Raw genomic sequence first — 23,645 nt, forward strand, 5'->3', positions numbered from 1 at the left:
GAAATAAACAGCATGAGTCTTGAGAAAGCGTTGGATATGATACATAACAGAAAAGATGACTATTTACAGCAGCTTTTTATTCTCCTGCGTCAAAAAAGCATCAGCACTCAAAATATAGGAATCACAGAGTGTGCAAAACTGCTGAAAAACATGATGGAGGAAGCGGGCATTTCGTCCCGCCTGATTGAAACGAAGGGACATCCTGTTGTGTACGGCGAATATATAAAACATGAGCAGGCATATACAATGCTCATTTACGGACATTATGACGTTCAGCCGCCGGAACCCGTCGAGGAGTGGGTCACGCCTCCATTTGAGCCTTCCATTCGGGACGGCAGGATATACGGCAGAGGAGCGGGAGACAATAAAGGACAGCTGATGGTCCAGCTTCTTGCTTTTCAAACATATAGGGATGCTTTCGGAGAATTGCCGATCAATGTCAAGTTTGTATTGGAAGGCGAAGAGGAAAAAGGAAGCGTCAATCTCCCGGCTTTTGTCGAAGAACATAAGGAACTGCTAAAAGCCGATCTCGTTTATACATCTGACGGCTCTTCCCACAACAGCGGAGCGCCCCTGATTCTGCTGGGGGTCAGGGGGGTCTTGGCCCTTGAGCTGAAAGCTAAGGGAGCCGATTGGGACAACCATTCGGGAAATACGGGGAACATCCTGCCAAATCCCGTCTGGCAGCTGATCGACTTATTGCAGACAATGCGCGGCCGAGATGGAAGAGTATTGATCAAAGGGTTTTACGATCATATCCGTCCGGCCACTGCAAGGGAAGAGGAACTGCTTGCTTCCCTGCCTTTTGATGGCGGGCAAATCGGCGAGAAAATCGGCTACAGCCGTTTGGATATGGATGGAAACACGTATTACCGCAAACTGACAATGGAGCCGACCTTCAATATATGCGGTATTGAAGGAGGCTATACGGGCGAAGGGGTTAAGACGATTATTCCATCGGCAGCCTCTGTCAAAATGGATATCCGGCTGATCGCGGACCAGGACCCGATCGATATTTACGAAAAGGTTTGCCGGCATGTCGAACGGCATGCACCAGACATTGACGTCAAGTACTTAGGGTCTATGAAACCATCCAGAACATCTGCAGACCTTGAGGTGGTGAACATTGTTGCCGGCGCCGTCCAGCGCGCTTTCCAGAGAGAGCCCCTGATACAGCCGAGCCTCGGCGGATCTTTGCCCGACTATGTCTGGACAAAAATACTGGACGCCCCGTCCATGATCGTTCCTTATGCAAATTTTGATCAGCGCAATCATTCTCCAAATGAAAATATAGAAATCGATTATTTTTTAAATGGAATCACATGTACATGCCATGTCATTCATGCGCTTGGAGCGTACGCCAAACATCAGACCACGGAACGCGAGGCCGGCAGATGAATCAGCATCAACCCGGTACATCATCTATGCGCCCTAAATATGTTTCCATATTGGAAAGGATCTTCCGCACCCAGTATTGATTTTGTCTATTTATCTGTTTTTGTCATCATCGCTTCCTGGATATGCAGCCTCCTAACAGCTGGGATCGGATAAAGAGCTAGCGGTCAAAAGTCTGCTTTCAGCAAAAGGCAATATATGCTGACCTCGATGCCCGATAATGTTATCAGGTTCAAACCGCTGGGCATTGTGCTCGCTCTGACTCTTGGCATCGGTTTGGCCGAGAAGGCGGGCCTGTTTGAAGCAGCCATTCAAAAAAACTGTTAAAGACGCCCAAATTCTTATGAACTATGCGATTTTTTTGATCGCCATTATGGGAAATATCGCATCAGATTCGGCATATATTATCGTTTCGCCGCTGGCTGCCATGATATTTCATCTGTCAGATTGTCGGCGTATTCGTTACAGAGCGAATTATTGAGCAGAGACTTGGCAGCTATCAAGATGATGCAATGCTTGCGAACATATCCGTCTCCCATCATAATCCTTTCGTCAATACGCCGCACTTCTTAAGAGGAAATAGTAGAAAAATATGTAATATTATGGCGTGTATCGGCATTTTTCCGTCTTCTCATTCAACGTTCGTTCTATTCGACGGACAAAAAATTCGCTTAAAATAAAAGATTAGAGATTAATTATTTTTGTATTATCAGTATTTAATTACCATCTTTTCTATTTTGTGTTGAAAATATTTTCTGGATTATTTATACTCACAGTATAGTTAGTCAATTATACAATAGAGGGGAGGGTAATCGAAATGAAAGAAAAATTGGTTTTTGAAGAACCTAAACTCATCAAAGAGGGAAATCTGGAAGAATTAACAGGCGGCATGGCTGGTAGAGTTCCGGATGGAATGCATGGAGGACGGGGATTTTAACTTTATATAAATAAATAGACCCGAAGGATTGGGTCTATTTATTTGTGTAATCAAAAGAAAGGGAAGAAGCTATGAAATACTATCAATTCCTTATAACTGGTGACGATAAAATCCATTATCCTGTTCCGCGAATCGGTATCGTAACAAAAGCACGCATGATTTTTCTTGTCATAAAGTTTATGTCTATATTTAAAAACAAAGGGGGAAATGAGTGTTTAAAGCGTTTAAAAAAGATCCAGCCAACAAAAAATTATAATTTTTCCGACAAAACTGAGAAGTATCTTTTTGCGAGAAAAGTAAATTCATTCGTACAAAAATGGGTGAACGTTAAGCATAAACAGGCGATATGTTTAGAAAGGGCTGCTGTAATTTGTGCAGCGCTCCGGTTTGTTGGCTTACCGGCTCAGGTGGTAATCGGACGGCGTAGAACGATTATGTCTGTCATTGATTATGAATTCCATGCATGGGTTGAATTAGATAATGTCCCGGTAAATGATAAAATAGCTTACCAACAATTGTGTATGGAAATCCATCGTGCTCCTTAAGAAAAGGGTGATGAAATGAGATATGATACAAAAATGCGAGGAGAATTCACACCGGATTTTCCAGTCATGAAAAAAAATTTAATGCTGAACGGCTTTATTTGGGAAAATGATGGCAAAGTAAATAACGAGTGGTTTCAAGGGCTTTTAAAAGAACGGGAAAGCGAAGCAGCTCAAGATCTTATTGATCTATTTTCCAAAAGGGGAATGGATTCCTTGTGCGATGTCGATGGTGCGTTTTTATTAGCGCTTTATGATCAATATCGTGGCCGAGGTTATTTGTACCGCAGTTTGCTTTGCAAAACGTCATTATACTATCGATTTGATAATGGAAAATTAAAATGGTCTATGAATCCTGTTGATTTGCTGAATAACAATATCCTGGATCATATTCAAACAGAGTTATTATTGGTGGCCTGCTTTAATAACAATCCTCCGAATAATGAGAGCTTCTTTCAAGATGTATATCGACTTCCCCCGGGTTATAGCTTAACTTATATGAATGGGGATATTAAAATCGAACAAATCGAAAAATTAGAAGTGAAAAAAGGCAATCAATATCGTAGTATTTGGGGTTATGTCGAGGAAGCAAATGAATTAGTGGATAAAACTTTTAAGCGGCGATTTACTTCTAACGATACTGTTGCTGTCCAGTTAAGCGGGGGGATAGATTCAGCGTCTGTACTGAGCCGGCTGAAACATATCGGTGTACCGGTTATTGCCTTTCATTGGTCATTTAAAGGTATAGATGCGGGAGATGAAACAAGTGATGCACGTTTAATTACAGAATATCTTGACGTTCCTTTAAAGGAAATAGAAGTTTCAACCGTATTAAAACATAAAAATTATATCGACCAAAATTGGAAGTTTTTTACCCCGTATGGGCATAGCTTTTATAAATTGTTTGAACTTACAGCTCAAAAGATTAAAGAATATAATATAGATACTGTTACTAATGGTCATTTTGGTGATCATATATTTGGACCATTACCTGACATTTCAATGAATAATCATTTAAGAACAATACCAATTCGAGAAAGATTTAAATATTGGTTTGAGAGTATAGGAACAGATAGGTCGAGTCCCGCATTAGAAAAGGAATGGGAAGAAATATCCCCCAAAATGTTTTTGTATAAGGATATTTTGACGAATAAATCCATAGAGTTAGCAAGATCAAAATCAGAATTATTGAGATTCCCCAAAAATATGAAAGAGGCTTTTTTAGAGATTCTCAATCATGAAACAGAATCTTCTTTGCAAAGCAACCTTTTTGAAAAAAATATCCACATGATGTACCCTTTGGCCAGCAGAGAATTGATTGAGTTCGCACTGCGAATTCCATATGCATATAGAAACATACCAACTGGTGGAATTTGGGTGGATAAACCTATACTTCGTCTAATGAATATGGGGCGATTGCCGTCTAAGATAGTTTCTAAGAATTATAACTATAATATGGGAGCCTTGGATGAGCAATACGTAATACAGAATATTGGCCAAGTAAAGTTGCTATTGGAAGATTCCTTTTTAACGCAATATAAAATTATTGACCCGGATAAGCTGAGGAAAGCTTTAGAAAACAAAAAAATGGCTGCTAAATTGGCAACGAGTCTTATTTCATGTTGTATGGTTGAAATATGGCTTCGAAGTTTACATAGAATAGATGTTAAAAAATTAACGAAGGAGGAGCAGCATGTATAAGCCAAGCAGACAAGTCAAGGTATCTACACTATATGGCGACATTATACTATTGAATACCGGTACTGGAGAGTACTTGTCATTTAATGAAACTGGCCAATTATTTTGGCAGGCCATAATTAGCACAAAAAATGAAGAAGACGCCCTGCAATTTTTAGTGGAACGGATAGATGCTTCAATTAATACACTGAAAGCCTCTTTTTATAATTTCAGGGAAAATTTGATTAAAGCAGATTTAATTGAAAAAATATAATGAATCCAGTATAACGATTAGTTTTTTCTAAACTGATTAGCTCAACATTCTCATATCAGGGTTGGCGAGCACGGTGCTAAAACTCTCGCGGTATAGGAACATCAGCGTTTGACGATCGCTCTTAACCCCTTTTTCATGATGATGATTTATTTCCGCTTGATGAAGATACAAGTTCAAAAATCTCAATAATTATAATATGAAAACCGTAAAACACTTTAGTGACACATTGATGATTAAAAATGGTATACCTCGAATTCTTCATTTGCACCCATAATCATCCAGTCTATCTTTCAACCGTTTTTTAATGATGATTTAATGATTATACTTCTGGCTTTTCTATAGATGTAAGTCATGTTCTTTTAAGGAACTGTCTTCACATACGATTCTTCTAAAAAACTAAATTCTATTCTTTAAAGCCGCGACGTTTTTATAGAAATATTGTTAATATGTATCTACAATCAAATACCGATTCTGTAACAAATAATGATCACGCTTCATCATCTGTTTGCCGCGGTGCTGCCGGGATTTTGACGAATATGATAAAGAACGCATATCGCTTTAATCTTCAAGTATTCTGCCGCCGGTCATACGCTCTGTTTAACATTTCGGCGGATTCGAGAGGCCGGTGCATATCAGTTTGTCGTTCGAAAAAGCCAGATCTATGACAGGTCCGGCTTTTTTGCCCTGCCGAATATACCGGAAAAATGATACAATAAATGAAAAAGTTTGCGCCGGTGTCCAATAGGTTATTTGGGGGGAGTGTTTGATGAACACTGCGGCGTTTTGTGTTTTGCTATTATCGGCATTCATCCATGCTTCATGGAACTATCTTTCTAAAAAAGCCGGTGGCGGCATTGCATTTATTTGGCTTTTTACTGCGATCGCAGCCGTTTTTTTACTGTCCTTTGGCCATAGGGGTTATATTATATGAAAAACCGGATATAGGACTCTGGGAAATCATTCTGATCATTGCGAGCATCCTCGTTCATTTGGGTTGTTTTCTCGTCCTTCAAAAGGGGTATAAAATCGGCGACCTTTCTCTTGTCTATCCGATTGCAAGGGGCACGAGCCCGCTGCTGACGGGCATACTGGCGGTCATCATCTTTCATGAGAAACTGACGCTGTTCACATTTATAGGCATCCTGCTGATTATGGCGAGCATTCTCTTTTTTACGGGAGGAATGAAAAAGTTAAAGGAGGAGGGGGCGCTCATTCCGATCCTTTACGGATTGGCCGTCGGGGCAATCATCGCAGCCTATACGATCCTTGACAAAGCGGCGGTCAGCCATTTTCTCATTCCGCCGCTGCTGTTGGATTATTGCAATACGATCGGCCGGCTGATCATCTTGACGCCTTTTGCGGTGAAGAATTGGAATGACGTCAGGGCCGAATGGAACAATCATCGGCTGGAGGCGGCCGGGGTGGGAATTTTTAATTCCCTGGCATATATTTTAGCCCTGGGCGTTATGGTTTTCGCTCCTGTCAGTCATGTCGCCCCGATTCGCGAGATCAGTATTTTAATCGGAACGATTATGGGTTCTGTTCTTCTTTCTGAAGGTTTTGGAAGAGTGCGTGTCATCGCCGCGTTTTTAATGGTGCTGGGGGTGATTTCGGTGGCCGCCGGTTAATGCCCGGGTTGTATTCAGCAGCACTTATCCGGTATATTTGTAAAATAATCAGAAATGAAAAAGGTGTTTGAAAGATGAAGAAATTGATCGTTGTCGGCGCTGGCATACTCGGGTCGTCAGCCGCCTATCACCTCGCAAAGGAAGGCGCCGATGTGACATTGATTGACCGCCGGGATCAGGGCCGGGCTACTGATGCCGCGGCGGGAATCGTCTGTCCATGGCTGTCGCAGCGCCGGAATCAGGCGTGGTACAAGCTGGCAAAGGGCGGGGCGAGTTACTATACTGACTTAATCAAGCAATTGGAAGCCGATGGCGAAACGGATACGGGATACAAACGAACGGGCGCCATCAGCCTTCATACAGACGAGCGGAAATTGGGGCAGATGGAAGAACGGGCGTATAAGAGACGCAACGATGCTCCGGAAATCGGCGACATAGCCTGCTTAACGCCGGAAGAAGCAAAGCGGTTATTTCCGCCTTTGGCAGAAGGGTATGGCGCGGTTCATATCAGCGGGGGAGCGCGGGTAAATGGAAAGGCGCTGCGCCGTTCGCTTGTGAGCGCCGCCAAAAAACACGGAGCTGCCGTGATCGAAGGGAATGCCGAATTGCTGTTTGAAAACGGTCGTGTGGGCGGAATCAAAGCGGGAGAAAGAGAAATTCCCGCTGATCAGGTGCTCGTCACCGCCGGCGCTTGGGCAAATGAACTGCTCGCGCCATTGGGAATCAATTTCTTAGTAACCTATCAAAAGGCGCAAATCGTCCATCTCCGGCTGCACGGCTTTGATACCGGCGGCTGGCCGGTCGTGATGCCGCCGAATGACCAGTATATCCTCTCATTTGAAGACGGAAGGGTCGTCGCCGGAGCGACCCATGAAAATGAGGCCTGTCTTGATGACTGCCGGGTAACCGCCGGCGGGCTTCATGAAATTTTTGCAAAAGCGCTGTCCATCGCCCCCGGTCTTGAAAATGGAACGATGCTTGAAGCGCGGGTAGGCTTCAGACCGTTTACACCGGGATTTCTTCCCGTGATCGGTCCGCTGCCAGGTATAAAAGGCTTGCTGGTCGCTAATGGGCTCGGTGCTTCAGGGCTGACATCGGGGCCCTATCTCGGATCAGAGCTGGCAAAGCTCGCTCTCGGCAAACAGGGCGACATTGACGTCAGCCTGTATGATCCGGCCGGCGCGCTGGCCATTTGATAAAAAAACGTTTGCTCATCCCAAGATGAGTGAACGTTTTTTCTTTTGTTGGAAAAGAAAAGCGGTAAATACTCGGCGATCACCATCGTGCAAATGAAAAAGGCATTTATTTTTTAAAAGTTCAGAAAATTATATTGACAGCTCTCTGTGTTCCCTATTACCATAACAATATATAATGTTATATAACGTTATATAATATGAGAATAGGAGTGAAGGAATTGAGCAGTCAGGCTACAGCAAAAGTAAACCCGGGAGTTCAGGCTTTTTTGCAGGATTTGAAAGGAAAAGAGATTGATCACGTATTTTTTGTGGCATGCGGAGGATCTTCCGCGATTATGTATCCGAGCAAATACGTGTTTGACAGAGAATCAAAAGCAATCAGTTCAGACCTTTACAGCTCAAACGAGTTTATTCAGCGCAATCCTGTACAGCTTGGCGGGAAATCGCTCGTTATTTTGTGCTCCCACTCAGGAAACACGCCGGAAACCGTGAAAGCCGCAAGTTTTGCAAGAAGCAAAGGGGCGTTGACGATCGCCATGACGTTTAAGCCGGAATCTCCTTTGGCAAAGGCGGCGCAATACGCCGTTCAATATGATTGGGGAGATGAAGCGCCCGCGATCAATACAAATTACGGCGTCTTATACCAAATCGTCTTCGGCACGCTGCAAGTATTGGAAAATCACCCGAAATTTGAGCAGGCGATCGATGGCTTGGATAAACTCCAGGCTGTTTATGACCATGCTTTGCAAAAAGAAGCTGAAAACGCGCATCAATTTGCAAAAAACCACCAAAAAGAAGAGGTCATTTATACGATGGCAAGCGGTGCGAATTATGGCGCCGCCTATTCCTACAGCATCTGTATCCTCATGGAAATGCAATGGATTCACTCCCAGGCCATTCATGCCGGCGAATATTTCCACGGCCCGTTTGAAATCATTGATGAGTCGGTGCCTTTTATCATCCTGCTAGGTCTGGATGAAACAAGACCTCTTGAAGAACGCGCCCTCGCTTTCTCAAAACGATACGGCAAAAAGCTGACGGTGCTCGATGCCAAGGATTACGATTTTGCCGGAATCAGCGAAGCTGTCAAAGGATACCTCGCCCCTCTGGTGCTGAACCGTGTATTGCGCATGTATGCCGATCGCCTGGCGGAAGCGCGCAATCATCCGCTGACGACAAGACGGTATATGTGGAAAGTCGAATATTGATATAACATTATATAACATCATGTACCACTTCCACGACCTCTAACATCCTAAGTCTTCTCCGCTTATCAGAAAAAGAAACGGCGTGACGGCCCGGATGATGATGACGCATTTGTGCCGTCACCCTTTATTACAGGTTGCTATGGCAATAATCATATCGATGCTTTTTTAAAGGAGGATTTTGATTTGAAAAAGAGATATGTGTTCCTAATTGCCGCGATCATCGGCATGCTGCTTGCAAGCGGCTGTTCAGGATTTCAAAGTTCGGGGGCCGATTCAGGAAAAATCACCTTGAAGCTGTTTCACCGCTGGCCGAAAGAGCCTGAAAAAAGCTTCTTTGAAGAAGCTGTCAAAGAATTTGAAGACAGCCATCCCGACATTTCCATCCAAACGGAAGCGGTTTTGAATGATTCTTATAAAGATAAGATCAAAGTCATGCTTGGCACAAGCCAGCCTCCGGATATTTATTTTTCATGGAGCGATGAATTTGCCAAGAAAATCATCAGAGGGGGCAGGGCGCTTGATTTGACCTCTTATTATCAGGATGATCAGACATGGTCTTCACAGCTTTTGACATCCCAGATCGAGCCGTTTTCCGACGGCGGCAAAACATACGGCGTTCCTTGGCAGATGGCCTCCAAAGAATTTTTTTATAACAGAGACATTTTCAAAAAACTGAAGCTTTCTCCTCCGAAAACGTGGGACGAGCTTATACACGCGTCAAAGGTTTTAAAAGAAAACGGCTATACCCCGGTCGCGTTCGGCGCTAAAGCGACATGGGCGATATCGCACTATATCGGGACGCTGAACCAGCGGCTTGTCGATGAAAAAACAAGAGAGAAAGACTATCATACGAAAAACGCGAGCTTTACAGATAAAGGATATATAGAGGCATTGGCCAAATTCCAGGAGCTCTCTCCTTACTTTACGAAACATGTAAACTCTGTCGATCACGAATATGTCAGGCAGCAGTTTAAGAGCGGGAAAGCCGGAATGATCTATGCGGAGACTTCGGAGATCAAGCTTGTCAATGGCGCCGTCAATCTCGGCTTGTTTCCTTTCCCTGATATCGCCGGGCAAAAAGGGAGTTCCGACATGCTGACGGGAGCTCCGGAAGGCTTTATGATTTCATCGAAAACGAAGCATCCGAAAGAAGCGATGGCGTTTTTGAAGTTTTTGACGTCGAAACAAATGGGGGAAAAACTCGTGAAGGACGTCGGAAAGTTCAGTCCTGTCAAAGGAACGGCCAATAAAGGCAACGCCGATGATAACCAGCTGGAAGCCGTCGAAAGCCTGAATAAGGCAAAAGGAATGGTCGCCTGGTTTGACATGGATGCCGACCCGGAAATCGTCGATGCGTATTTAACAAACGTTCAAAAGATGCTTGAGGGGGGTATGACGCCTGAACAGGTTATGAAAGACGTGCAAAAAGCGGCCAAATCCAAGTGAAAAGGAGATGAAGCGCTGTGGTGAATCGGAGTCGGTGGCTTCCCTATGTCTTTTTGTTTCCGGCTTTGCTTTTTCTGTTATTTGTCTATATTCCGATCCTGCAAAACATCGTGTTGAGTTTTTTTCAATGGAGCACATTTGAGCCGCAAAAAGCGTTTATCGGTTTCAACAACTACATTGAGCTGTTTCATGATCCGGTATTTTATCAATCGCTTAAAAACAATGCGCTTTATGCCGCCGTTTCGATCGTCTTTCAAGTAGGAGGAGGATTGATCACCGCCGCCATTCTGGAGGACCGGCTTTTAAGAAAAAGCTCTCCTTTTTTCCGAACGGTTTTTTTCCTTCCTGTCGTCATTTCGATGACGGTTATCGCTTTATTATTCGATTTTATCTATAATCCGGAAACGGGTCTGCTGAATCAGTTTTTGCGGGCCGCAGGACTTGAGCAATGGACGAGAGCCTGGCTCGGAGAAAGGGAAACGGCGATGCTTTCGGTCATTTTTGTCTCTCAATGGCAGTCTGTCGGCTATATTGCGATGCTTTATATCATCGCTATCCAAAAAATCCCGTCAGAGCTTTATGAAGCGGCCCGCATGGACGGCGCGGGAAAGATCAGGACTTTTTTTGCCATCACCGTGCCGGGAACGAAGGAGATGTCATTTGTCGCCGTCGTGATGACGCTGACGGGCGCTTTTACCGTGTTTAACGAACCGTATATTTTGACGGGCGGAGGCCCTGGAAACGCCTCTGAGGTGCTCAGCACGTTTTTGTATAAGTCGGCGTTTTCGAAAGATATGATGGGCTATGCTTCAGCGATTGCGACCGTCATTTTATTGATCACGCTCAGCCTTTCTGTTATACAAATGAAGCTGTTCAAAACAGGGAAGGGGGGCTGAAAACATGCAGCCGGAAAAAACGGAGCCGTTTGTTCCCGGGGCTGTTCCGGACAGGAGCGTGAAGGCGGGAAGAAGGCGGACAAAGCGGCATATCGGAGTGCCCGCAGTTTACTTGTATTTGCTTTTGTATACAGCCGCAGTCAGTTATCCGTTATTTTGGATGGTGATGAGCTCGCTGAAAAGCTCTGACGAGATTTTTGAGCACAGCTGGTCCCTCCCGAAAGAATGGCATTTTGAAAATTACGCGGCGGCCTGGAATCAGGGGATATCCGCTTATTTTATGAACAGTGTCATCGTGACATTTTTGACATGTGTGATCACTGTGTTTGTCAGCGCATGGGCGGCCTATGGATTGGCGAGGTTTGAATATAAGGGCAAAACAGCGGTTTTCATTCTTTGTCTCGGCGGGCTGATGCTGACGCCGCAGATCAGCATTGTTCCGCTTTATTCGATCATTCAGTCGCTTGGGCTTTACAATACGTACTGGGCGCTGATTTTGCCTTATGCCGCTTACCGGATCCCCTTTACGATCATTTTGATTCGTTCGTATTTTTTATCAATCCCGAAAGAGCTTGAAGAAGCGGCATATATCGACGGGTGCACAAGCTTCGGTGTATTTTTCAGAATTTTCTTGCCGATAAGCGTGCCGATCCTGCTTACATCGGGAATTTTGACGGCTTACCATACTTGGAACGAATTTATGTTTGCGATTATTTTTATTGATGATGAAAGCTTGAAGACGATTCCGGCCGGCCTGATGCAATTCAGGGACGCACTTGCAACTGATTGGGGCGTGCTGCTGGCGGGGCTGACGATTTCGGCGGCGCCGATCGTCATTCTGTTTTTATTGATGCAAAAATATTTCGTCCGCGGCATTGCCGGCGGGAGTGTAAAAGGCTAGGGGAGGAATGGATGTGAAGTTGCTTGCAATTGGTGACAATGTCGTCGATTATTACGAGGATCAGGATATGTTTTATCCCGGAGGAAATGCGCTAAATGTCGCCGTTCTTTCGAAACGGGCGGGAGCTGAAGCTTCGTATATCGGCATTGTTGGCGGTGATGAAGCGGGAGATCATGTGTTGAAAGTTCTGAAGCAGGAAGGAATCGATATCAGCAGAATCCGGCGCGCCTACGGGCAAAACGGCATGGCTGTCGTCAAGCTGAACGAACAGGGCGAGAGGGTGTTTGTCCGTTCAAACAAAGGCGGTATCCAGTCTGAGCTCGGCCTGATCTTGACAGAAGAGGATGCCGACTTTATCGCCTGTCATGACATCGTGCATACGAGTGTATACAGCCGAATGGAACACGCGCTGATAGAACTCGGCAAGCATGCTGCTGTTTCATTCGACTTTTCCACAAACTATGAGCGGGAATATGTAAAACGGGTTTGCCCTTATTTGACGTATGCCTTCTTTTCGGGAAGCGGGCTGACAAAAGAGGAGTGCCTGCAGCTGATCGGGGACGCCAGCCGCTTTGGCGCTGAGATGGTATGTGTGACGAGAGGGGAGGAGAGCGCTCTTTTTTGTCGGGAGGGCAGCATCATCGAACAGCCCGTTTTTCCAGTACGGGCGATTGACACGCTCGGAGCCGGCGATTCTTTTATTGCAGGATTTTTGACGGCTTATATGAAAGAACGCGATCTGAAAAAGGCTCTCATGTCAGCAGCCGAAACGGCGGCAGATACATGCCTGATATATGGAGCCTTCGGCTGCGGACACCCTTTTTCGCTAAAGGATCGTGCCAATTAGTGAGAACTGTTGATCGTAAATGTGACACGGTTCGTATGCATCAAAAACAATGAGCAGTAAATAGGTTCGTCCTTGGCGCAGTAGGCGACTTTATCAATTTCAAACAGCGCATCCCCGATATCGCATGCCAAATGTTTGCTGTCTTCCGCTTTTGCAAAAACGACATTTAACAGCTTTGTATTGTAGGCGGGGCTTACTTGATATTCAGTCTTTAAAATCTGGTGCATAGACACGGAATCGCTGATGAAACGGTCGATATCGGGAAACCGTCTGAGCGGATAGTGCGTAATCTCAAATGTGAACGGCTGTTCGTCATTGAACAATATCCGCTTCAGTTCAAGCACAGGGCTTTCAGGCGGCAGCTGAAGCCGCTTGGCAATGTGCTGGGGGGCCGCTGTTTTTTCGGCGGAAATGACTTTGTGCTTCGGTTTTTTTCCTGTCGACATCATGTATTCGGAATAGCCGTTTACGGCGACCAGCTCCCGTTTCATTTTCGGGCTTTTTACAAACGTCCCTTTTCCTTGCTGCCGTGTCAGATAGCCTTCTTCCACAAGATCGGAAATCGCCTTTCTGACGGTAATTCGGCTGACTTGATATTTCTCGCAAAGTTCATTTTCAGCGGGCAGTTTTTCTGAAGGTGAATAAATTCCCCGCTTGATATCGTCTGATATGATTTGTTTAAGCTGGAGATACAAAGGCTTGGAACTATCGTTATTTAACAAAATAGACGTCCTCCTTCACGTGTTCAAGACCATTATAATGTATTATTACGTTATAATACAATTCAGGGACAGGCAGAAGATCTAAAAAATTACGGCAAACATGAAAATAGGGAGAGGTGTACATGGCTTCATTAACGTTTCATCACGTCCATAAGAAATACGGGACAGATCATCATGCTTTAAAAGATTTTCATTTAGAGGTCCGGGATCAAGAATTTCTTGTCATCGTCGGTCCTTCGGGGTGCGGAAAATCGACGGCGCTGAGGATGACGGCCGGTTTGGAAAAGGTGACGGAAGGAGAGCTTTATCTCGGGAATGAGCTGATCAATCACGTGCCCCCGAAGGACCGCGATATCGCCATGGTGTTTCAAAATTATGCGCTTTACCCGCACATGACGGTCTTTGACAATATGGCGTTCGGATTGAAGCTGAGAAAGCTTTCAAAAAGAGAAATTGAGAAACGGGTGCACGAGGCGGCTGAGATTTTGGAAATCGGCCATTTGCTGAAACGAAAGCCGAAAGCCTTGTCAGGGGGCCAAAGACAGAGGGTGGCGCTCGGCAGGTCTATCGTCCGCGAGCCTCAAGTATTTTTGATGGATGAGCCGCTGTCAAATCTGGATGCCAAATTAAGAACGGCAATGAGAACGGAAATCAGCAAGCTTCACCAGCGGCTGAAGACGACAGTCATCTATGTCACCCATGATCAGACTGAAGCCATGACGATGGCAGATCGCATTGTCGTAATGTACAACGGGGAAATCCAGCAGGTGGCAAGTCCGCACGATATTTATCACCATCCGGCTAATCAGTTTGTTGCCGGCTTTATCGGCTCACCTGGCATCAATTTTTTTAAGGGCATCATCGAGGAGCAGAACGGTGAGCTGTTTTTCGCCAATTCTTCGATTCGCCTTCATATTCCGAAAGAAAAAAGCGGTGTCTTACAAAGGAAAGGCTACCTCCGAAAGGAAGCAGTGCTCGGCATCCGGCCGGAACATGTGAACGAACAGGGGCAGAGAGAAGAAACAAGCTTTCAGGCGCAGGTTGAATTAAGCGAAAATATGGGGTCTGAACAATTTCTGCACGCCGCAATAGGAGAAGCCCCTCTTATTGCTAGACTCGACGGTGCTAAAAACCTTTCGCCCGGAGAGGAAATCAGCCTGTCCGTCAATATGGAGCATGCCGTCTTTTTTGATCCTCACACAGAAGCGGCAATCTAAAAAGAATCAGACTAATGATAATCGGGTCGGTTACGTATAACTTTAAATTAAAGGTTAAAGAACCTATTTTGATGCAGGGATCGATCAAAATCTGTTTGAAGTGATCAGCCTTTTTTTATAAATCTACAAATTCAGCGCCATCCACTTCCAGGACTGCCGGCCGCGACCCGCGTCTGAATCGTTCATAAAAAAGATGTACACCCCCTTTTCCTCTGATCAATCTCGTTTTAAAAGGAAATAAGGGGGGTGAATATGAAAGGGCTGATAGATTCCGGTACTGCCTTTTCTAGTAGAGAAAAACACAGAACCGGAACGATTTTACGGCTCTGAATTTGATGCTGAAGTCATTACTTACAAAAATACTGAAAATGGAGTCGTCCCGACTACAGAAGAAGAATATAAAGAAAGATGTCAAGCCTTTGCTTAAAATCTTCGAAGAAAGCGCCTTCGTTTGCACTTTCAAAACATTTAGCTTACTCCCAGATTTCCCCGGCCCATTCGGGATGATCAATGAATGGATTGCGGTTATGCTGGTAACGTTCATAAATGATGTCATTTCTTTTTCTTTCCAGGTCATCAACCGGGTCTTCCTGATGCCATTTCAGCAGGACGGCCATTTTGCCGTGGTATGGCAGAGAACCGTTTCCTGTCCTGTCGTTCATTTCAAGGTTGGGGTGCCCATCATCGCCTTCATAGCGGACGGCCATATAAAAAATCATTCTCGCAACATCCCCTTTTACACGGCTGTTCGGCTCCCATGAATCCCCGTCATAATAGTTTCCGGGAGCTCCCGAATACTCGGCGCCGCCTTCGTCGAAATCAAGGTTTCCCCGTGCCGCATTCACCTGTACATCACTGGGCCTGATATGATGGAGATCTGTTCCGGGGCCTTTAGCTGTTCCAAAATCGCCGTGTGATTTAGCCCAGACATGCTCCCGGTTCCAATCGCCCGCGTCTCCTCCGCTTTCATTTTTAGAGCGGGATTCTCCGGAATACAGTAAAAGGACATTGCTGCGGTTTGCCGGATCTTCATCAGTCGTTTTAAGCGCGTTCCACACATCGCTGTACGAAAGCTCTGTGTGGTTATCGATAATATCGTGAAGCGACTGTTTTAATGCTTTCCCGGTTTTCCCTTGTGCAGTTTGATAATAGTCTGCAGGAGCGGCTGTAGCGCCGGACAAGGATTTCAGCGGAAACAGCGAAAAAGCATCCGCTTTCCCGGCGGGCATCCAAACGATTGACAGGATCAGCATAAACGACAGGACCAACATTCTGATCATGGGGTGAAAACCTCCTTTTCATTTGTTTTCATTATCCAATCATTTCATGAAAAGGAAATGTCATTTTCATTACGGTTTTCTTACTGTCTTGTAAATGACATTCTCCACTTGTTGAGGGTGGCTAACCCCGCTTTCTCTTTAAGCTGGCGTTCAGCGATCCGGACGCCCTCTTCGATCGTCGGGCAGTGCCTGAACAAATAGTAGCGCAATGCCGTGTTCATGATGACCTGCTTTCTTTCATATTCCACATCAGCCGACTGCTCTCCCGACAGGACCGCCTCGATTTTTTGGGCCTGCCGCTCTGCGGATAGGGGTTTGTTGAGCATACGCTCATCCGCATGCAGGCCGTATGCTTCCGGATTTAAAATAAAGGAAGAGATGTCACCGTTTTTTATCGTAAATACAAAGCTTCCCCTGTGCACCGGAACATCCTCTGAGCCTTCGATTCCCTGAACGATAAACACTTCTTTGTAAGAAAGGCGGGTAAACACGGGATGCATCTTTTGAATCGCCGTTCTGTGAAAAGCGCCCATCATGAGCCGGTCGGAACCGGCGAAGTTCACCAATTTTTCGGCCGTATTCAATACAGTGCGGACACCGATGTCCTCACGAATCTGGCGAAGGCGGGAAAACGGAGAGCACAGCTGTTCAGCCGCGGCGAAACCGATGGAAAGCTGCTCCAGTGTTTTCGCAGCCTGGGCGGCCCCCCCAATAAAGATGCCGAGCTTTTGCAGCACCTCTTTACTGCTTGTCCCGTATTTCGGCGGCAGGGAGTCGCTGCTGTGCAGAAATGCGGGAATGCCTCGTTCGGCGAGAAGAATCGATGCGGGAATCGTCGCCAAAAAAGAATGTCTCCCGGTGTACGGTCCGGCAAAATCGATGACCCTTTCCCTGATTCCTTTAGAAAGGTTCAGCTTCTCCGCATAATGTCTTAATGCCTCTGTAAATGCAAGCAATTCTTCAGGAGATTCTGTTTTGATCCGCTCCGCTATCAGAAAGGCCGCGATTTGAGCCGCGCTCGCCTGTCCGGCGACAATCGCTTCGGCAGCCTGCCGCGCCTCTTCATATATTAAATCCCTGGCGCCTCTTTTTCCTCTGGCCACCTCTTTAATCCATTGCTGCAATGTGTATCCACTCCTTTACAACATGACTTTTTCTTATGACTTTACATGAAAATGGCGAATTGCAGTAGGGGTATTTTTGATGATTGTGTTTGTCAGAAAATCTGTCTTTTTAGATATTTTAACCGAAAACTCAGTTGGATTCGGAGGATTTTTCAATGCTATTGCGTTTTTAATCGATTAATATGTTAAGAAAGTTGACATTAGGTGAAAAGGAGATGAACAGACATGGGAGTGCCCGCTTATCAAACAGAAGAATTGAAAAAGAATCAAAAGCGCAAAAAGGAATTTCCGCATATTTATGTCATTCTTGCCGTCATGATTGTGGTAATGGCTCTTGCGACATACATCATCCCTTCAGGTGAATACGAAAGGGTTGAGAGCCCTGACGGCAGGGAGATGATCGATCCGGATTCATATCAGCGGATCGAACAGTCACCGGTCGGTTTGCTGACTGTGCTGTCTGCTGTTCCGCAAGGGATGACCGAGGCCGCTCCGATTATCTTTTTTACGTTCGTTGCCGGAGGCGTTTTTGCTGTTTTGCGGAAAGCCATGGTAATCGAACTCGGCGTGCGCCTATTGGGACACATGTTCCGGAACAGGCCGGCTTTGATCATTCCCGTTTTGATGTTTGTTTTTTCAGGGATCGCTTGTTTTATCGGGACGCCCGAGTTGTCGATCGTTTATGTTCCTGTCATCCTTCCTTTAATGCTGTCTTTCGGCTATGACCGGATGACGGCCGCCGCCATCGCATTATGCGGGCCGATTGCCGGTTTTACGAGCGCTTTGACCAATCCTTTCACTGTGGGCATCTCGCAAATGATATCAGGCGTTCCGCTTTATTCGGGCATGGGATACCGGACGGTCATCTTCTTTGTTATCACGGCGGTCGCCGCCGTTTATGTCCTTAAATATGCGGAACATGTACGAGCGCATCCGGAAACAAGCCTCACAGGCAAGGAAGAGGCCGGACCGGCTCCCGCTTTTTCAGCGGGAAAACGGGTAAAGTGGGCCGGGGCTGCGGCGCTTGCCTGTTTTATGGGGCTGATTGGGTGCGTGATTTATTTCAGGTGGGACATGGTGGCGATGGCCGGCTATTTTCTGGCGCTCGGCATCATTCCGGCTGTGATTGCCGGCATGAATTCAAAAGAGATTGCCGAATCTTTTAATGAAGGGTTTAAAGAAGTTCTGGTCGGCGCGATGGTCTGCGGAATCGCGCGGGCTGTGGCTGTCGTGATGACGGAAGGGCAGATCATGGATACGATTGTTTATGGCTTGTCACATGTTGTCTCACAGTTTCCTTCTTATTTGACGGTGGCGGCGATGCTCTTTACACAGATGCTGTTTAACTTTTTTGTGCCGAGCGGAAGCGGTCAGGCGCTGATTATGATGCCGATCATGGCTCCTTTGGCCGATATCGTCGGTATTACGAGGCAGACGGCGATCCTTGCCTTTCAATTCGGAGACGGGTTTTCAAACATCGTGTTTCCGACATCAGGCTACTTTATGGCGACGCTTGCGATCAGTAGGATCCCCTGGAACAAGTGGCTGACATTCATCCTGCCGCTCTTTTGCCTTTGGATGGCGGCTGCTGTCGTGTTTTTAATGATTGCCCATGCCGCCGGCTGGTCATAGGTTTTGAGATCAATAGACTGGTGCCGTGCGCCAGTCTATTTTGTTAATCGCTTATTTCTCCCGTGATTCCTTTTATTTTCCTTATAGATCCTTTTGCCGATCCCCTCCACATCCCCGAGCAGTCTTCTGTTTAAGCCTCTGCAAACTGCGCGTTATCGGCATATCCCACCGTTTCACAACAGCTTGAGAATCAGTGAAGAACATCGTTCAATTGAGACCTTTGGATAAGTAAAAATTTGAAAAATAAATAAAATATGAAAAAACTAGACTTTAATCCCACTGCTGGATATACTGATTGAGTAGCAGTTTGGCTTTGAGAAGAGGGGTTCTGATCTCGCACAGAAGGAAGGGATTTGCACATGAAAAAAATGGCCAGATTATATATTCTCATGCTGAACGTATTTATCGTCATGCTCGGCATCGGGCTGATTATTCCGCTCATGCCTACATTTATAGAAAAATTCGGCGCCTCAGGAGGCACCCTCGGTCTGTTGATTGCGGCTTCAGGTGTCACGCAATTGCTGTTTTCGCCTGTTGCGGGTGAAATGACAGACAAATATGGCAGACGAAAAATGATTATTTTGGGTATCGGCGCCTTTGCGGTATCACAGCTGATTTTTGCCTGGGCCGGCCACCTGTGGCTCTTGTTTGTGTCGCGCCTTTTGGGGGGAGCCGGTGCGGCCTTTTTGGTTCCGGCGATGTTTGCCTACATCGCTGACATCACCTCGGAAAAGGATCGGAGCAAAGGGATGGGGCTGATTAGTGCAGCGATGTCCCTCGGATTTGTCATCGGCCCCGGAGCCGGCGGTTATTTAGTGGCGTTCGGACTGTCTTTTCCGTTTTACGTGTCAGCCGGGCTGGCCTGCCTGGCAACCGTATTGTCGCTTTTCGTGCTCCCTGAAACGCTCAGTAAAGAAAAAATGCTCGAAAAGCGGCAGTCGGCTGAACGGCGCGAACCGCTGCTGAAGCAAATGGCGCGGGCGCTGAAATCTCCATACGCATTTCTGCTGATTTTGGTGTTCGTGCTGAACTTTGGCATTATGAATTTTGAAGCTGTCTTCAGCCTGTATGTCGATCATAAACACGGGTTTACACCTGGAGACATCGCGTTTGTCATCACGGCGGCGAGCTTGATCGGCGTGTTTGTGCAAGCCGTTGCGCTTGGAATGCTGACGAACCGCTTCGGGGAAAAGCGCCTGATGAACATCACATTGATCGGTTCGGCGGCAGCTCTTCTCGTCTGCTCATTAGCCGGCTCCTATTGGCTAGTGTTCGGCGCGACGATTGTCTTTTTTATGCTGACTTCCATCCTCCGCCCGGCGATCAATACGCTGATTTCGAAAATGGCGGGAGATGAACAAGGCTTTGCCGCAGGGATGAATAATGCGTTCATGAGCCTTGCCAATATTGGCGGACCGGCAATAGCGGGGCTGCTCTTCGATGTAAACGTCGAAATTCCATATATGTTTGGCGCCGCCGTCCTTGTACTCAGTTTTTTTGCTGCTGTCAGCTGGGGACGAAAAAAACAGACCAGCGCCATCCCGGAAAAAGTGTAAAGCGTCCGGCAGAAATGCCGGGCGTTTTTTGTATGCACTCTCCAATCTTCAATTTTCGATTTAGATGTTGATACAAAATCATCCCTCTTTATGACCATAAGCGCAAGGCTCCTCACAAACCAAGCAGCATTTGAATTCTGAGAGCCAGCCTTAAGCGCAGCGTTGTATCAGCGTCCTTCAGGCTCTTTCCGAGCATCTCCTCGCATTTTTCAAGTCTGTAGATGACCGTATTCCTGTGCACATACAGGCGTTTGGCTGTCTCGGAAATCTGACAGTGCGTTTCTAAATAGACGGATAATGTATGCAGCAGCACTTGGTCATCACCAGGCAGGTTTGCCAGGTTTTGCAGTGTATAGGCATGAAATTTTTTTAAATCATCGATCGGGATCATCCGCAGGAGCTCTGACACATCTTTCATATGGTACGTCTGAATGAATGCGGTGCTGCCGGAAAGATGGCCGGAGTGCAGAGCATCAACAGCTTCTTTGCAAATATCAGGAGCATCGAACAGCTGGTGGCTGAGATTGCTGATGCCGAAGGAGATCGTTCGTTGAAAATACTCTGCAGCATTTTGCTGAAACCGCCTTAAAAACGCGCAAATGGGAGCATTCATTTCCGCCCAGCTGTCCGTCCCTTCGGCCAGGAGGATGCACATATTTCCTTTGATGAACAAATGCGGAGGAAACGGAAAAGCATCAAGCTCTTCTTCCAAAAACTCGAACACGCTGTCTGAATCAAGCTGGTTTTCCGTGAAGCTGACGCCTTTTTCATTGCGGTCCAATTTGCCGGCGATGCATATATATTTTTGGTTCCACTTAAGCTGAAACTCTTTGGCCCGATTTTTGATTTCTTCAGGCGAAGAAAAAGCGCCGTCCAAAAAATTGCTGAAAAACTCGTTGCGGGCTCTTCTCGCATACTGTTTAAGCGCGTTTTCTTTCATGAGTTCAAAGCCGATCACATTGGCTGCCTGTTCAATTGTTAAAAGCAGGCCTTTGTCAGATGAGGGAATCATCCCGCAAACGACGAGGAACCCGCACTTTTTTTCATGGGTGTAGATCGGGAAAACGGAATAGGTTTTCTGTTTGGAAAGGGTGGAAAAGCATGTGAATGCCGTTTTGCTCCCTCTGTGAAAAACGCCTTCATAAAGCGGCGGTGCTTCTGTTCTATCCGTTCCTGAAGAGAATCTCGGCTTGAGATGCTGATTTAATAGGAGGACAGGGAGATCCAAGATACGAGAGACGTTCTTCAACAGCGACTGTATGCTTTTTCCGCTCATCACATGGTCTGTGAATTGCTTTTGCGCATTGATCGCTTGTTCAAGCTCAGCGGTGCGCTTATCAAGAATATGGCTCAGCGTATGGTTGACGATGTCGCCGAGGCGGATGCCCTCATTTAGTTCGATAATCGGAAAAGACTTCTTGTCGGCATATTCAATCACCTCTTTGGGGATTTCCCGCAAAAACCTTTTCGTTTTGATGCCGAGTCCGGCGCATCCGCGCCTGATCATCTTTTCGATCAATTCTTTTAACAATTGCGGACGGTCTTTGACATGATAGGCGGTCGTGACAAGCAGCTCGCCCGGATGCAGAAAATCCGCGATATCCGGGGCGTCCATCATATTGATATGCTGAATATTGCGAAAGCCCCCCGATTCCCCGGCGGCCAGCCTTGCGCCTTTAAAAACAGGGAGCTGCATGATGTCGAAAACGTTCATCTTTTTCAGGCCTCCTTTTGTTATGTCATCTGACAAGAATGTTTTCGATGTTTTGGTTAAGATGTACAAAAAAACAATGAAATTATGACGATTATGCCGATGCTTATTTTTTATATTATCAGTAAACTGATATTTATATATAAAGTTGTAAAGAAATATAACAAGAAAATAGAAAGGAAGTTTCTTTACATGACCTTTGACACAAGCATAACCGGCAGCACGGCAAGCGAAATTGAACATTTAATCACCTGGCTCGCTTCATTTGGAGGCAGCGGGGAAGGCGGAGTGACAAGGTTTCTTTATTCAAAGCCATGGCTTGAAGCCCAGCATGCGTTAAAAGAAAAGATGACAGACTGGGGAATGGAGGCGTATTTTGATGACTCCGGGAATCTGTTTGGAAGAATCGCAGGAACGAAGAATATGAGCGGTGCGATATTGACCGGATCTCATATTGATACGGTCACCAACGGCGGGCGGTTTGATGGGGCATACGGGATTCTCGCAAGCCTCATCGCAGTGAAACAGCTTCGCGATGCTTACGGAGCGCCGAAAACGTCAATCGAGGTCGTCTCCATGTGTGAGGAAGAAGGAAGCCGTTTCCCCCTCACATTTTGGGGATCGGGCAATTTGACGGGTCTGTTTGACTGCGGAAAGGCCCCCGCTGTTTATGACCGCGACGGGGTCTCGATCGAAGGGGCGATGAAGCGTTGCGGCTTTGGAAAAGGACGGTATCGGAAGCCTTTCAGACATGATGCCAAATGCTTTATCGAGCTCCACATTGAACAAGGCGGCATCCTCGAAGCGAGCGGGCGGCAGATCGGTATCGTCACCGACATCGTCGGACAAAGGCGCTACACCATCATCCTCAAAGGCGAAAGCAACCATGCCGGAACGACGCCGATGAATATGCGAAAGGATGCGGTCGCGATGATGTCATTATGTATTTCCTGCTTGATGAAAAAAGCAAAAGCCGCAGATCCGTTCCTAACGGCGACTGTCGGACAGCTTGAAGCAAAGCCGAACGTCCCGAATGTCATACCCGGTGAAGCCGTTTTTTCTCTTGATCTTCGCCATCACAATGAAACGGTTTTGGATCAATTCAGCGAGGATCTTTTTGCCGATTTCGCAAAGCTGTCCGAAGAATCGGGCGTTCAGATCAGCGTGCAGCAGACGACGGATGTGAAGCCGGTAAAAATGGATCCGGAATTGACGCGGCTTTCTAAACAGTCGGCAGAGAACATAAATGTTTCCTATCGGGAAATGATCAGCGGTGCGGGGCACGACGCCCAGATCTTTGGGAGGCATTGCCCGACATCCCTTCTGTTCGTTCCAAGCCGGAACGGTGTCAGCCATTCGCCTGAAGAATGGACAAAACCCGAAGATCTCATTTCGGGAATCAAAGTTTTGAGCAATCTGCTATATACACTGGCTTATGAATGAGAGGAGAAAAGAC

The 23,645-nt window shown here is 46.3% G+C and carries 22 protein-coding genes; 18 read left to right on the plus strand and 4 right to left on the minus strand.

The annotated features are described in order from the left end of the window. Positions 1-12: 12 nt before the first annotated feature. The 14 genes from BTR1S_RS13485 to BTR1S_RS13540 all read left to right on the plus strand — a co-directional run bounded on the left by BTR1S_RS13485 (position 13) and on the right by BTR1S_RS13540 (position 12,947). The gene (locus BTR1S_RS13485; RefSeq protein ID WP_029418484.1) at positions 13-1,398 is read left to right on the plus strand and encodes a M20/M25/M40 family metallo-hydrolase; all 1,386 of its coding nucleotides are present in this window, start codon (positions 13-15) and stop codon (positions 1,396-1,398) included. Positions 1,399-1,593: 195 nt separating this feature from the next. Next, positions 1,594-1,722, plus strand: a complete 129-nt coding sequence (locus BTR1S_RS22555) for an AbgT family transporter (RefSeq protein WP_118310559.1) — start codon at positions 1,594-1,596, stop codon at positions 1,720-1,722. A gap of 16 nt (positions 1,723-1,738) precedes the next feature. Next, positions 1,739-1,876 carry an AbgT family transporter gene (locus BTR1S_RS23605; RefSeq protein WP_157678854.1) on the plus strand — a complete coding sequence of 46 codons (138 nt, stop codon included), beginning with the start codon at positions 1,739-1,741 and terminating at the stop codon, positions 1,874-1,876. 527 nt (positions 1,877-2,403) lie between these two features. Beyond that, positions 2,404-2,877 (plus strand): lasso peptide biosynthesis B2 protein, encoded by a 474-nt coding sequence (locus BTR1S_RS13495; RefSeq protein ID WP_006638987.1) that lies wholly within the window; start codon positions 2,404-2,406, stop codon positions 2,875-2,877. A gap of 15 nt (positions 2,878-2,892) precedes the next feature. Next, positions 2,893-4,575: an asparagine synthase-related protein gene (locus BTR1S_RS13500; RefSeq protein WP_029418485.1), complete on the plus strand. Its 1,683-nt coding sequence runs from the start codon at positions 2,893-2,895 to the stop codon at positions 4,573-4,575. Then, positions 4,568-4,825 carry a PqqD family protein gene (locus BTR1S_RS13505; protein ID WP_029418486.1) on the plus strand — a complete coding sequence of 86 codons (258 nt, stop codon included), beginning with the start codon at positions 4,568-4,570 and terminating at the stop codon, positions 4,823-4,825. Before BTR1S_RS13500 ends, BTR1S_RS13505 begins: the two co-directional genes overlap by 8 nt. A gap of 766 nt (positions 4,826-5,591) precedes the next feature. After that, entirely contained in the window at positions 5,592-5,756 is a 165-nt protein-coding gene (locus BTR1S_RS23320) for a hypothetical protein (RefSeq protein ID WP_255265717.1), read from the plus strand. Beyond that, positions 5,731-6,453 (plus strand): EamA family transporter, encoded by a 723-nt coding sequence (locus BTR1S_RS13510; RefSeq protein ID WP_439951639.1) that lies wholly within the window; start codon positions 5,731-5,733, stop codon positions 6,451-6,453. The genes BTR1S_RS23320 and BTR1S_RS13510 overlap by 26 nt, the downstream gene beginning before the upstream one ends. A 74-nt stretch (positions 6,454-6,527) precedes the next feature. Beyond that, complete coding sequence (locus BTR1S_RS13515; RefSeq protein ID WP_029418487.1) at positions 6,528-7,649, plus strand: NAD(P)/FAD-dependent oxidoreductase; 1,122 nt, start codon at positions 6,528-6,530, stop codon at positions 7,647-7,649. Positions 7,650-7,846: 197 nt separating this feature from the next. Beyond that, positions 7,847-8,857, plus strand: a complete 1,011-nt coding sequence (locus tag BTR1S_RS13520; protein WP_034325738.1) for an SIS domain-containing protein — start codon at positions 7,847-7,849, stop codon at positions 8,855-8,857. A gap of 183 nt (positions 8,858-9,040) precedes the next feature. Next, complete coding sequence (locus BTR1S_RS13525; RefSeq protein WP_029418489.1) at positions 9,041-10,303, plus strand: ABC transporter substrate-binding protein; 1,263 nt, start codon at positions 9,041-9,043, stop codon at positions 10,301-10,303. A 17-nt stretch (positions 10,304-10,320) separates the two neighbouring features. Continuing rightward, positions 10,321-11,199, plus strand: coding sequence for a carbohydrate ABC transporter permease (locus BTR1S_RS13530; RefSeq protein WP_029418490.1), 879 nt, complete (start codon positions 10,321-10,323; stop codon positions 11,197-11,199). 4 nt (positions 11,200-11,203) lie between these two features. Beyond that, positions 11,204-12,100 carry a carbohydrate ABC transporter permease gene (locus tag BTR1S_RS13535; protein WP_006638978.1) on the plus strand — a complete coding sequence of 299 codons (897 nt, stop codon included), beginning with the start codon at positions 11,204-11,206 and terminating at the stop codon, positions 12,098-12,100. Between the two features lie 13 nt (positions 12,101-12,113). After that, a complete protein-coding gene (locus BTR1S_RS13540; RefSeq protein WP_029418491.1) occupies positions 12,114-12,947 on the plus strand; it encodes a PfkB family carbohydrate kinase in 834 nt (277 codons plus the stop codon). On the opposite strand, the gene frlR is transcribed toward BTR1S_RS13540, so the two are convergent. Continuing rightward, positions 12,944-13,669: a transcriptional regulator FrlR gene (gene frlR, locus BTR1S_RS13545; protein WP_029418492.1), complete on the minus strand. Its 726-nt coding sequence runs from the start codon at positions 13,667-13,669 to the stop codon at positions 12,944-12,946. The genes BTR1S_RS13540 and frlR overlap by 4 nt on opposite strands. Before the next feature lie 122 nt (positions 13,670-13,791). On the opposite strand from frlR, the gene BTR1S_RS13550 reads away from it, so the two are divergent. Beyond that, positions 13,792-14,886 carry an ABC transporter ATP-binding protein gene (locus BTR1S_RS13550; RefSeq protein WP_029418493.1) on the plus strand — a complete coding sequence of 365 codons (1,095 nt, stop codon included), beginning with the start codon at positions 13,792-13,794 and terminating at the stop codon, positions 14,884-14,886. A gap of 473 nt (positions 14,887-15,359) precedes the next feature. Here BTR1S_RS13550 and BTR1S_RS13555 read toward each other — a convergent pair whose 3' ends face one another. Both BTR1S_RS13555 and BTR1S_RS13560 read right to left on the minus strand, forming a co-directional pair. Beyond that, positions 15,360-16,166 (minus strand): endonuclease I family protein, encoded by an 807-nt coding sequence (locus BTR1S_RS13555; protein WP_006638974.1) that lies wholly within the window; start codon positions 16,164-16,166, stop codon positions 15,360-15,362. Between the two features lie 80 nt (positions 16,167-16,246). Further along, positions 16,247-17,290: an anthranilate phosphoribosyltransferase gene (locus BTR1S_RS13560; RefSeq protein WP_006638973.1), complete on the minus strand. Its 1,044-nt coding sequence runs from the start codon at positions 17,288-17,290 to the stop codon at positions 16,247-16,249. 225 nt (positions 17,291-17,515) lie between these two features. Here BTR1S_RS13560 and BTR1S_RS13565 point away from each other — a divergent pair, with 225 nt between their 5' ends. Further along, on the plus strand, positions 17,516-18,922 hold the full coding sequence (locus BTR1S_RS13565) for a YfcC family protein (RefSeq protein ID WP_029418494.1): 1,407 nt from the start codon (positions 17,516-17,518) through the stop codon (positions 18,920-18,922). A 359-nt stretch (positions 18,923-19,281) separates the two neighbouring features. Further along, on the plus strand, positions 19,282-20,478 hold the full coding sequence (locus BTR1S_RS13570; RefSeq protein WP_029418495.1) for an MFS transporter: 1,197 nt from the start codon (positions 19,282-19,284) through the stop codon (positions 20,476-20,478). Between the two features lie 112 nt (positions 20,479-20,590). On the opposite strand, the gene BTR1S_RS13575 is transcribed toward BTR1S_RS13570, so the two are convergent. Continuing rightward, a complete protein-coding gene (locus BTR1S_RS13575) occupies positions 20,591-22,192 on the minus strand; it encodes a PucR family transcriptional regulator (RefSeq protein ID WP_006638970.1) in 1,602 nt (533 codons plus the stop codon). Positions 22,193-22,381: 189 nt separating this feature from the next. On the opposite strand from BTR1S_RS13575, the gene allC reads away from it, so the two are divergent. Further along, positions 22,382-23,632 (plus strand): allantoate deiminase, encoded by a 1,251-nt coding sequence (gene allC, locus BTR1S_RS13580; RefSeq protein WP_029418496.1) that lies wholly within the window; start codon positions 22,382-22,384, stop codon positions 23,630-23,632. Positions 23,633-23,645 lie beyond the last annotated feature (13 nt).

This window comes from Bacillus sonorensis NBRC 101234 = KCTC 13918 (assembly GCF_001592005.1).
Taxonomy (GTDB): Bacteria; Bacillota; Bacilli; order Bacillales; family Bacillaceae; genus Bacillus; species Bacillus sonorensis.